Source organism: Saccharopolyspora sp. NPDC002376 (assembly GCF_053593195.1).
The window spans coordinates 1-11,999 of sequence record NZ_JBSFBZ010000105.1; the positions used below are offsets into that span (position 1 = coordinate 1).

6 protein-coding genes, 2 pseudogenes and 1 other annotated feature are annotated in these 11,999 nt (G+C 61.5%); of the genes and pseudogenes, 7 read left to right on the plus strand and 1 reads right to left on the minus strand.

The genetic code is table 11. The features are described from left to right. The first annotated feature begins 1,536 nt into the window (after positions 1 to 1,536). From ACWCO2_RS35990 to ACWCO2_RS36020, 7 genes and pseudogenes are all read left to right on the plus strand, one after another. Positions 1,537 to 2,772, plus strand: a complete 1,236-nt coding sequence (locus ACWCO2_RS35990) for a lipase family protein (RefSeq protein WP_450132280.1) — start codon at positions 1,537 to 1,539, stop codon at positions 2,770 to 2,772. 170 nt (positions 2,773 to 2,942) lie between these two features. Next, entirely contained in the window at positions 2,943 to 4,529 is a 1,587-nt protein-coding gene (locus ACWCO2_RS35995; RefSeq protein ID WP_450132281.1) for a GMC oxidoreductase, read from the plus strand. Between the two features lie 71 nt (positions 4,530 to 4,600). After that, positions 4,601 to 6,145, plus strand: a complete 1,545-nt coding sequence (locus ACWCO2_RS36000) for a patatin-like phospholipase family protein (RefSeq protein ID WP_450132282.1) — start codon at positions 4,601 to 4,603, stop codon at positions 6,143 to 6,145. 275 nt (positions 6,146 to 6,420) lie between these two features. Beyond that, positions 6,421 to 6,657, plus strand: a complete 237-nt coding sequence (locus tag ACWCO2_RS36005) for a hypothetical protein (RefSeq protein WP_450132283.1) — start codon at positions 6,421 to 6,423, stop codon at positions 6,655 to 6,657. A gap of 6 nt (positions 6,658 to 6,663) precedes the next feature. Beyond that, a complete protein-coding gene (locus tag ACWCO2_RS36010; RefSeq protein ID WP_450132284.1) occupies positions 6,664 to 8,232 on the plus strand; it encodes a GMC oxidoreductase in 1,569 nt (522 codons plus the stop codon). A 1,296-nt stretch (positions 8,233 to 9,528) separates the two neighbouring features. Beyond that, the gene (locus ACWCO2_RS36015) at positions 9,529 to 10,083 is read left to right on the plus strand and encodes a hypothetical protein (RefSeq protein WP_450132285.1); all 555 of its coding nucleotides are present in this window, start codon (positions 9,529 to 9,531) and stop codon (positions 10,081 to 10,083) included. Between the two features lie 362 nt (positions 10,084 to 10,445). Beyond that, positions 10,446 to 10,556: pseudogene (locus tag ACWCO2_RS36020) on the plus strand (IS630 family transposase); the annotation flags it as partial. 13 nt (positions 10,557 to 10,569) lie between these two features. On the opposite strand, the pseudogene ACWCO2_RS36025 reads toward ACWCO2_RS36020, so the two are convergent. Further along, positions 10,570 to 11,808: pseudogene (locus ACWCO2_RS36025) on the minus strand (IS3 family transposase). After that, positions 11,402 to 11,530, minus strand: a sequence feature (AL1L pseudoknot). (Overlaps the previous pseudogene by 129 nt.) Positions 11,809 to 11,999: the final 191 nt, after the last annotated feature.

Consider the following 11,999-nt stretch of genomic DNA (forward strand, 5'->3'; position numbering starts at 1 on the left):
TCAACGGAGCCTCGCCACGACGGGCCACAGCGACCACATCATCACGAAACTCCTGCGGGTAGGGCTTGGGCACGGTCGCATCCTTCCAGGTGAGGACACAGCCTCACACGTCAGGTGTCAACCAAACCCTGGGCAGCCCCAAACCGCCGACTCGAAACTCTCGCCGCATACTGCAGCCGAATTAACGACTCGGCACACTAGGCGGTTGGTGATCACCAACGGCGGCCGACGAGTCAAGGAAAGCCAAGCAGGCGTTCCACGGCCCTTTCAAGGTCAAGACCAAGGAACGCCAGTTTGAATTTCATCTTGACGTTTGGCCTCCAGCGCTGGAATATTCCGCGCGCTGCGTTTATACCCCCGCCCACTGAAGTACGAAAGTCCCTGGAGTTAGAGGGGCGTCTCCTCCTTACCCTTGGGTCGTTCGATTGAAAATCTTTCGAGACTGATCAGTTGAGAGGGGAGGGCTCCACTAAGGAGTGGGTCATGAAGGTTCCAGTTCTAGCGGACGACGATGGCGAAATCATTGCCATCGCACTTCAAGGGAGGCCCGAATGGTTGCCACTGTCGCTTCGTCCGCTCTGGCGGACAAGCGGCCGCAGTTGTTCTTCATCGAGGGGGGAGCACTCTTCACCATGTGGAAGGTGAACGAGGACCCCAACGCGGCATGGAGCAGCTGGACTCAATTCTCCGCACCGGGGAAAGCGCAGGCCATCAGGGCCGCTGCTCTCACGGACAGGAGGCCCCAACTGTGGTCCGTTACCGACGCGGGACTGTTCAGTACCTGGAAGCTCAGCAAAGACCCCAACGCCCAGTGGACCGGCTGGGGCCCGTTCCCGGCGCCGCCAGGATTCATTCGCTCTATCGCGACCATGTCGTTGACGGATGGCCGACCTCAGCTCCTGGCCGATACTGACGCGGGACTGTTCAGTACCTGGAAGGTCAGCAAAGACCCCAACGCCCAGTGGAGCGGCTGGAGTCAATTCGTACAGCCGCCGGGATCGATTATCAATTCCATTGGGGCCATGTCCTTGTCAGACGGTCGGATCCAATTGTGGGCCGAGACAGATGCAGGGCTGTTCAGCCTATGGAAGCTCCGCCAGGACCCTAACTCGGCATGGAGCAGCTGGATGGGGACTAGTAGGCCGGCGGGTTGAACTTTCCAACCCCTTTGCCAAGGTGCCAACTGGGTTCGTCATAGGTCATCGACGCAGCCGACTTGCTCGTACAGGTTGCGCTGCGTGCCGCTGAACTGCGCTCCATCTACCGTAGGTCCAGGAAATTTGGATCGAGGACGAGAGGGGCTTTCGTCCCTAGCGTGGTCTATCCGACAGGTCGTCTACTGGAGAGCATCTGACAAGAGGCATGGCCGGTGTGATATCGATCAACATTAAATCTGGAACCTATACGTAAATGTAGTGACTACACCAGCACCCGCCCACTCTGACGTACTCTACATAATTTGGCGCAGCGTCACTTTCGGAAAATTTATAGAGTGCGCGCTAATCTCAAAGACGTGGCGACTAAGGAGTGAGCACGATGGCTCAGAAGGCCCGCGAGCAACCGACTTCGCCCAAGTCTCTTGCGGCACACAGTCGACTGGCAGATTTCGGAAAAACCACCGCCTTGCCGGCGCAGCGAGTGGAGCGAAATTCGGTCGGCTACAGTTTCGATGAGCTCTCGATAAAATACCCCAAGAGCGTTCTACCGCAGGAGTACGAAGAGGCTGTATCGTTCAACTTCGAACCAGTATATCCCGATTTGAAACGCACCCTTCTGGAAGCCGATAACACGCAGCCCAATGCAAAAATCGCTCACGCCTTGGCGGCATGTTCCGCATACTCCTACGCCGATGAAGAGACTCTCTCTATTATCATGACAAGAATGGGACTCGAGCGGAACCGTTGTCATATGGTCTCCCAGCGAGTCGATGCGATGCTCATCGATTCGACAGCATTCCTCGTCGAAAGTGACGACGGCGAGGTAGCTATCCTATGCTATCGCGGCACACAACCGTTTAGCATTCTAAGCTGGCTCCCGAACATCACCGTGGAGCCCCGAAAGGTGCCTCTGACTGTTGCCGGCGCCAACGGACAGTTCGATGTCCACGCCGGATTCTATCGTAACATACGCGCTACACGCCACACCGTGATAGAGTCTCTTATTCGTGCGTTGGGCAGAAACGGTTCAGTGGTTAAAGATCCGAATAGGATTAATGGTCGCGCACCCAAGCCGCTGAAGGCCCTATACATTACGGGCCACAGCCTTGGTGGTGCGATGGCTGCGTTGATGACCGTCATGCTTCTCAGCCAAAACAAGTATGCACAGATCGCTAACAAATTGAAGGCAACTTACACTTTCGCGCAGCCGATGATTGGATCAAGCAACTTTGCCGAGGCGTGCCGGCAGGACGATCGTCTCAACAACAGTGTTTTTCGGTACGTCTACAAACACGATTGGGGTCCTGCGGTCCCACCTAGGGCTTGCGGGAGTTTTGCCCACTTCGGGACAGAATTGAAATATGACAGCGACGTGTGGACCCGCCCAAGCGAACCGACGCGGCAGATTTCTGATCTCGAGACACTTTTCCTTTATCGTCTGTTCAACCCGTTCCTGAACAGTCAAATACCATTCCTTGGAAAATTGGGAAACATTTTTCCGTTTTCACTAGCACAGCGGATGTTTCCGTACTCGTTTCAGGATCATTTGCCTGAACGTTACCTCATGGCGCTGGCGTTGGACGAGACAAAGAATGAGTTCGGCGACGAGCGCTGAGCATGGAGCATCGACCGTGGTGGGTATCGCCTCAGCTGCGATCCCTGCAACGCGACTCACAGTTGAACCACTCAAATCTGTAAGTTCCAGTAGGTGGCTGAAGCGATCGTCGGATCACCGTGGTGCGGCCGCGCGCGACGAATCGAATTTCTGAAATGGGGGCGGGCACAATGGCATTCGATGTCATCGTTATCGGCAGCGGGTTCGGGGGCGCCATCACCGGTTGCCGCCTGGCCGAAGGTGGCTACAAGGTGCTGATACTGGAGCGCGGCCGGAGGTGGGACAAGAACAACTACCCGCGCCACCCCGAAGACAGGTGGATCTGGAACAACGAACACCCAGAGGACGAGAATGGGTGGCTCGACCTCCACCTCTTTCCGCACATGGGGGTCGCGCAGGGCGCGGCGGTGGGCGGCGGGTCGCAGATCTACGCCAACGTGTCGGTGGAAGCACCGCCGGAGACCTTCGACCAGGGCTGGCCGCCGGAGATCACATACGCCGAGCTGAAGCCACACTACGACACGGTCGCCAAATTCATGAACGTCCAGACCGTGCCGGACAACCAGTGGACCAACCGCATGCAACTCGTGAAAGAGGGTGCCGACAAGATCTCCCACGGAGACCGCTTCAAGAAGCTTGAGCTCGCCGTCTCATTCGACCAGGAATGGACCTACGATCAGGAGAATCCGCACGACCAGGCGAAGAGCAAACGGTTCAAGAACGCCCAGGGTGTCGAGCAAGGGACCTGTGTACACCTGGGCAACTGCGACATCGGATGCGACGTCGATGCGAGGAATACTCTCGACCGGAACTACATCCCCTGGGCCGAGAAGCATGGCGCCGAGGTGCGCGAACTGCACCTGGTAACAAATATCGATCCGGTTGACGGCGGCTACCGCGTGCATTTCGACCGTTTGCTCGACGGTCGTCGGATTCCGGGAAGTGAGTCGGCACGGATCGTCATCGTGGCCGCCAGCTCCCTGGGTTCCACGGAGCTGCTGCTGCGCAGCCGTGACATCAGCGGCACGTTGCCAGATATCAGTCCGTTGCTCGGGCATGGCTGGAGCAGCAACGGCGACTTCCTCACACCCGCCTTGTACCACGACCGCGATGTTGAACCGACCACGGGCCCCACTATCACGTGCGCCATCGACTTCCTCGATCGCAGCGAATCGCGTGAGTCCTTCTGGATCGAGGACGGCGGTTTCCTGGACCTCGTCAGCAACTACGTCAGATCTCTGCAGCACCGATCGGACGGACTCAAAGGCGCGCGGGCCAAAGCACTGCTCGACACGTTAAACCAGATTCTCAGGGACAGGGGACCGCTGCGGAATGTGATGCCGTGGTTCGCTCAGGGTGTCGACGCCGCCAACGGCATTCTCAGCGTGCAACACTCGTTCGTGACCGGAGAGCCTCGCTTGAGCCTCGATTGGGATATCGGGAAATCCCGGTCGGTGATCGACGCGATCGTGGCGATGCACCTCAAGCTCTCAGCCGCGACCGGCGGAATGCCCATCGTCACGCCGACGTGGTCATTGTTCCACGACCTCATCACACCTCACCCGCTCGGCGGGTGCTGCATGGGGACCTCACGTACGGACGGCGTCGTCAACCATGCCGGCGAGGTGTTCGGCTACCCGAACCTTTACGTGACAGACGCCGCGATCATCCCGGAGGCCCTCGGGGTCAACCCTTCCCGGACGATTGGTGCGCTGGCGGAACGAATCGCCAAAATCATCAAAGACGAGGGCAGGTAGATCGCAGCCCAGCGGCACTGGATCTTTCGCCGGGTTGTTGTAACTGGACTTGAGATGTTCATGGAGGGGTCATGCCTACACCGAAACGGCCCGCCCGCAAACGCTCACTGATACTTGCCGGCGGCGGGATCAAGGTGGCCTTCCAGGCCGGCGTCCTCCAGGTGTGGCTCGACGAGACTGATGTCACGTTCGACCATGCGGACGGCGCCAGTGGCGGGACATTAAATCTCGCGATGCTCTGTCAGGGCATGAGCGGCACGCAGATCGCTGACAATTGGCGCTCGACGGCGCCGCTGGTCGGCTTCTCCCTCCCCCCGAACGTCCGAGAACTCGGGCGGCTCCAGTACGCCGAGTCGATCCTTGACCTGGATGGATACCGCAAGAACGTCTTCCCCGCATGGGGCCTCGACTGGGACAAGATACGGGCGTCGGACCGCGAGGCGACCTTCAACATCTACAACTTCAGCCGCCAGCAACTGGAGGTCCTCACCCCGGACCAGATGTCGGAGGACCTCCTGTGCGGCTGCGTGACGCTACCGATGTGGTTCCCGCCGGTCCGGGCCGACGGTGATTTCTACATCGATGCCGTATACGTGACGGACGGCAACCTCGAGGAAGCTGTGGAACGAGGTGCCGACGAGATCTGGGTCGTCTGGACGGTGAGCGAGAACGGCGAGTGGCAGCCCGGGTTCGTGGCCACCTATTTCCAGATCATCGAGGCCACAGCAAACGGCAAATTCCGACAAATGGTTCGACGCATTGAGAAAAATAACGCAGCGGTCGCCGCCGGGCAGACCAGCGAGTTCGGCCGGCACATCGAACTAAAGATTCTCCGCGCCGAAGTGCCGGTCCACTACATCCTCGATATCAGTGCGGACCGGCTGCACGAGGTAGTCAATCGCGGAGTCGATGCCGCCCGGCAATGGTGCGCAGCGGAGGGAGTTGGCCTGGCCGAGCCGATCCCGCGGCCACGGCCCACGGCAGAGTCACCGGTGACACTGGCCTTCACCGAAGACATGCGGGGACATGTCGGCCTCGGCGCAAGCGACCCCGTGAAAGGGGCAGAGAAGGGCCGCGCGAATCACACGCCGCTGGCCATCCACGTCACCATCACGGCCCACGACGTCGACAGATTCGTAACCGATCCATGGCACACCGCGTCGGTAACCGGTCACGTCACCTGTGACGACTTCGGCGGTACACGTCCGATCAGCGACGGAACGTTCAATCTGCTCGTGGACGACGGTGACCCGACGCGGAAAGAGATGCGCTACCGCCTCCATTTCGAGGATGGGCAGGGAAAACCGCTCACGCTGGTGGGGGTGAAGACCGTCGACAGCGGGAATCCACTGCGGGTGTGGAGCGAAACCACCACGTTGTACACGCGGGTCATGCGCGGGCGGGTCGCCGCCGGCAAGGAGGACCGGGCCAAGCTGGCTGCCGCAGGGGTCATCCGGCTCACAGTCCCGGACTTTCTGCGCGAGCTGACGACGTTCCGCGTCACCGGCTCCTCCGCCGTGGCCCGGGCCCGCGACCTTGCCCGCTTCGGGCGCCTCTTCGTCGGCAAGCTCTGGGACGTTTACGGCCGTCCGGTCCTGGAATACGGACCCATCTAACCGGGTAGGTAGCGCGACGAGGTGCCCCTGTAGCGCCTTTGCCGGGCGGCTTACCCGGGTACTCGAGGGGCTCCGGAGCGTGTGGGTCAGTTGTGGGTCAGAAGACGGGTGATTGGAGAGAAAGCAGGTGGTCGAAGCGACTAACGAAGTGTCTCTCGTGCCGAGCTGGTCCCCAACGGCGCAGCAGTGAGGACGTCCATATTGGACACTTCCGGGCCGTCGTCAGGCCGTCGAAGCAGGCCAAAAGACGAAAAAGGACGCTGACGAACGAAGAAATGTTCTCGCTGGTCAGCGCCTTGGTCAAGCTCGTGGGCTCAGCCCTGCTTGGTTTCCCAGAAGATCTTGTCGATCTCCGGGGGATGTCACCGAAGTGCTCGCCGCGTAGTCGCCAGCTTGTGGTCCTGTTCGAAACCCTCCGTTGTCTGTCGTTCCAACACCTGGCCGAAACGATCAAGAATGCAGTTGACCCCAACCACGTCATTGCACCTGCTCGCTACGGTATTGGACTGTGAACCGAAATGAATGGACAAGAGCATTACGACGCAATTGTGGTCGGTTCAGGATTCGGCGGGTCAATCACGGCCCTGCGGCTGTCCGAAGCGGGAAAGTCGGTGCTCGTGCTGGAACGAGGCCAGCGCTATCATGCGGGAGGGTTTCCCCGCGATGTGACCGACATCGACCGGCTCCTCTGGAGCTCTCGATACCACCGCTCGGGTACGGGCTTGTACGACCTCCGCTTCTTCTCTGGTATTGCGGCTGTGGTGGCCAGCGGCGTGGGTGGTGGGTCGCTCATATACGCCAACATCAACATTCGCCCTGATCCGGTCGTCTTCAAGGGCCCACGGTGGCCAGCTAAGGTGGATCACCACTTGCTCGAGCCCTACTACAATAAAGTTGCCGCTGCCTTGGCCGTGCGGCCGCTGCCAGCCAATCTGCAGGTGCGCAAACGGGACTTCTTTCGTGACGCCGCCAACCGGGTGGGTCGGCCTATATTCGACCCCGACCAGGCGGTGATCTGGGCCCCGACTCCAGGCATGGGGGCTGGGCGGGGATCGTGCCGCCTGGTGGCCGAATGCGAGTTCGGGTGCCAATACGGCGCCAAAAACAGCGTGGACATAATGTACCTTGCGCGGGCTGAGGGCCTGGGGACGAGGGTGCACACAGGCGCCATCGTCTCCCATGTCCGCCCCGTCCAAGAAGGGTACGCCGTCGAGTACCGGGACTCCGCAGGCGTGGCCGTCCAGGCAATTGGTCGGCGTGTCGTGTTGGCAGCCGGCACGCTCGGTACCAACGAGATCCTGCTGCGCAGCCGAAATGAAATCGGCACCCTGCCGAACATCAGTGAGATGCTAGGCTGCGGATTCTCGGGCAACGGCGACTTTCTCGGTTCCATCCAAAACGCCTCGGCGGATCTCATGCCGCAGTATGGTCCCGATGTCACCTCGGTGATCCGCTACTTCGATGAAGCACCCCAGTTCACGATGGCCGCCCCGGCGTTCAACGCCGCAGTGATGGCGGTGCTGGCTTCATTTGGCCAGCCGAGGGGCCGAATCCTGCGCCTGTTCGCGCCCCTGCTCTGGGGCCAGCTGGAAAGAATCGTCCCGCGGGCGTTCGCGAAGGGCTTGATCAGCCAACCCTCGCGGCTGCCCGCCGCCCATGCGGGTGATCCGAGTCGAATGACCAACCTCTTTGCCATCGGTCGCGACAATGCCAACGGGCGATTCCGGCTCACGAGGAGAGGTTTGGACATTGTATGGGACTACGCCAGGGAGAACCAGGTGCTTGTCGACCGGATGGTCCAGGCCATGCGGGAGATTGGCGACGCCTACGGAGGTAAGTTCGCTCCCCTCATTATCTGGAATATGTTCAAACGCATCATCACTGTGCATCCACTCGGCGGATGTCGTATGTCGGACTCACCGGAGGGCGGAGTGGTCTCACCGGAGGGAGAGGTCTACGGATATCCAGGGCTGTTCATAGCAGATGGCTCGGTGATCCCTACCTCGATTGGGTTCCACCCAGCAATGACGATCTCAGCGATTGCCGAGCACACTGCAGAGGCGGTGGTCGCTAGCTTCCCGACTTGAACCCAAATTTTCTCGGCTACCTTGCTGAGCGGTACATACGAATCGGGAGGGCTGCGCCAGGTCCGGATCTGCCGGTTGTATCGATCCCTTGTCGTCGGCAGGCGGGCCGGGGCTGATGCTCACCAACGAGACCGTATGACTACCCCTACCAGGACGCCTACCGCCAGGCCCTCGAAGCACTGATCGACGCCAAACTCGCCGGCAAGCAGATCACAGTACCCCCACCCCGCAAGGAAGAGGAGTTCGTCGATCTGGCCGAGGCATTACGCGCCAGCCTGGCCAAGGCCCGATCGCACCGCGGATGATGCCCCGTATCAACGTGATCAAGCCGGGCGCCCGGGAACCGCCCAGGAACCGCTTCCCAGACGCGTCTGTTCGAGTTCTGTGCCTACCGCAGGCTCGCCGCTCTGCCAACACCGCCGGGAGCGCTTCCGGGTGCCCACCCTCTAGGTGGAGCTGGACGGCTTCTCGTATGAGCTGGTCATCCGGCAACAGTGCGTCGAACTGATGCCGCAGGTGTTCCGGCAGGGTCTTGGAGAGTTGGGGAAGCTGACCCGAGGCTTACGAGTGCGGCCGCCTCCTGCGGTCCACGCGCGCGCCGGCAGCCGGGCCGGACCTAACGGTTGCCAAAGCATGGATGATCTCCTTGAGTAGGCTCACCACTGAGCCGAGGAGTGACAGAAGTGCTGCGTAGAGCGCGAACGCACCTTGTGGGTGGGGCTGAGGTTCCGTGGCCTGTGCCGCCGCCGCGGGCTGCTGGAACCGTGTTGGTCCTGGAGCCCCCTGCGGCGTGCCTGGTGTCGCGGTCAGTGGGGTCGTTCGTGGCGCGCGCGTGGTGGTCGTGGTGGTCTCTGTCTCTGTTGGCTGCGTGGGTAGTTCCGTGGTCTCTGTTGGCTGCGTGGGTAGTTCTTCTGGCGCGGGAATGACGGCGACTGGCTCGACGCTCACGACCACAGTGCCCGTTGTCGTGAGACCGAATCCCACGACGAGAAACCCGACAGACGTGAGTAGCCGCGACGTTCGAAGAGGTAGCGAGGGTGGAATCCCCCCAGGCAGATACCGCATCCGGCCACGGTACGAGCCTACGGCCCATTCCGCCCCACCATGGAATATTCCTGGACGTCTACGAACACGCCCAGGCGATCGACCGGGCCTTCAGCCGAGTCCCGGAGTGCGTGATCCCTCTTGGTCGGTGACGGGCCCGGAGTGAGGTATTGAGGCTTCGTGGTCCGGGAACCCCCTGGCTGTTCGAAGTTCTGCACCGGTCTGTGTGGGATGAGGCCGAGAGGGGGCGTGATGGGTCTGGTTCAGGAAACCCAGCGGTCGCTGTACGCCACCGTTGGGGTGACGGCGTGGGTGGTGGAGAGGCTACGTGATGTCCCCAGCCGGGTGGGGCATGTGTGGCAGGACCGCGAGCAGGTGATGCACCGGCTGGGCAACGCCTACGGCCGGCTCGCGGGCCGAGGTGAGGTCATCACGCGCCGTATTCCGGGGATTGCCGCGGTCGAAGGGTCGGTCATTGGGGCGTTCGTCAGCGAGGAACAGCTGCCGATTTCTCACTACGACAGGCTCACGGCGGACGAGATCGTCCAGAAGTTGCCGGGGTTGTCCCAGCGCGAGCTGCGCGAGGTCCGCGGCTATGAGACGCGTAACCAGGCGCGTGCGACGGTCGTCGCGCGCATCGATGAGCTGTGCGAGAAGGAGCCCTGGCCCGGCTACGACGAGATGAAGCTGGACGAGATTCTGCCGCGGGCGCGGGCATTGCCCGGCGAGGAGCAGGAGGAGCTGGTCAGCTACGAGAGCCGTCACAAGCATCGCCGGACGATCGTTGACTCGCTTGGCCACGGCTGAAGTGCTCTCACGTTCTGTCTGTGGGGAGCCTAAATCGGGTCGTGCACCGTCATCGCCGCGTGTCTGATCGGGCAGGAGGTGACCTCGGCGCCTTGTCGCACAACACGGTCGTGCGCCCCGCACCGCAACCCAGGGTGTGGGGCGCTCGCTGTTCCACCGACCCACCACCGCTTGATCGATCGGGGTGGAACATTGCGGGCCTACCATTTCGGGCCCTGTCCACAGCCCCGGGCGGGAGGCTGGGAGCTGCCCAGGGGCACGGCGAGGATGGAACGTCACAGGAGAATCCTCGCCGCCGAGAACCCAAACCGGGTAAGAGGATCACGCATGCTGACGCGTTATCCACACCCTGGGCAGCCCCCTACGCCACCCACAAAACGCCCAAGGTCAAACAGTGGCTGCTGCGGCATTCACGGTTCCACCTGCACTTCACCCCGACCAGTAGCTCCTGGCTCAATGAACCGCCCCGGTTTGGATGGAGACTGATTAGTTGAGTGCTCCAGCCGGGGTTGGCTGTTGTTGACGGTAGTAAAGGGTCTCGTATTCGGCGGGTGGGAGGTGTCCGATCTCGCCGTGCAGCCGCCGGTTGTTGTACCAGTCGAGGTATTCCAGGGTGGCGTATTCGACGTCGTCGAGGCTACGCCACGGCCCTTGGGGCTTGATCAGTTAGGTCTTGTACAGCCCGATCGTCGACTCCGCCAGGGCGTTGTCGTAGGCGTCACCGACCGACCCGATCGAGGCGTCGATCCCTTGCTGCATAAGGTGATTGGTGAAGGTGATGGAGGTGTACTGGCTGCCGGCGTCGGAGTGATGCACCAGCCCCGCGTCCACTGGGTGGCCGGTGTGGTCGCGGGCCCACAGCGCCATCTCCAGGGCGTCGAGCACCAGGCTGGTGGTCATGCTGGTGTCGGCTTTCCAGCCCACGATGCGGCGGGAGAACGCGTCGATGACGAACGCGACATACACCGTGTCCACCCAGGTCGGGACATAGGTGAAATCGGCCACCCACAGCGCGTTCGGCGCCTCGGCGGCGAAGTCCCGGTTGACCAGGTCACCGGCTCGCACCCCATCAGCGGCGGGAATGGTGGTCCGCTTGGTCTTGCCACGTACCGCACCGGTGATGCCCAGCTCGCGCATCAACCCGCTCCACCGTACACCTGGCCACATTGATTCCTTTGCGGCGCAATGCATTCCAGATCTTCCGCGCCCCGTACACCTCGTAGTTGTCCTTCCATACCTGGGCGATCTCGGCTTTGAGTTCGGTATCCCGCTGCGCCCGCGGAGATGGCGTCCGGGTCTTGACGGCGTAGTAGGTACTCGGGGCGATCGCTACGCCTGCATCCCGCAGCACGCGGCAGATCGGCTCGACCCCGAACTCCCCACGATGGGTGTCGATGTAATCGATCACTTGCTGTGTGGGCGGTCGAACTCCGCCGCGAAAAAAGCCGCCGCAGACTTCAAGATCTCATTCGCCCGCTTGAGCTCAGCGTTCTCCCGCTTGAGCCGCTTAAGCTCCGCCGACTCCTCACTCGTGGTCCCGGGCCGGTCGCCGGAGTCGATCTCGGCCTGACGCACCCACCTTCGCAGCGTCTCCGGTGTCACCCCGAACTTCGCCGCGATCGAGCAGATCGCCGCCCACTCCGAGCCGTACTCACCACGGTGCTCGCTCACCAGCCGCACCGCACGCTGCCGCACCTCAACCGGGTGCTTCGAGGGTCGTGCCATGACTCCATCCTCCTCATAGAACGGAGCCTCCATCACACCCGGGCCGGTTCAGTCATGAGGGTGGGGGAGACGGGTTGCCAGCGGACGGTTTCGCCTTTTGAGGTGTGTCAAGGACGCTTCTATGTGTTGTCAAGTCCGTTGGGGGCGTTCAGTGCACGGAAGAGCTCGCGGGTGACGTAGCGCTTGAGCGA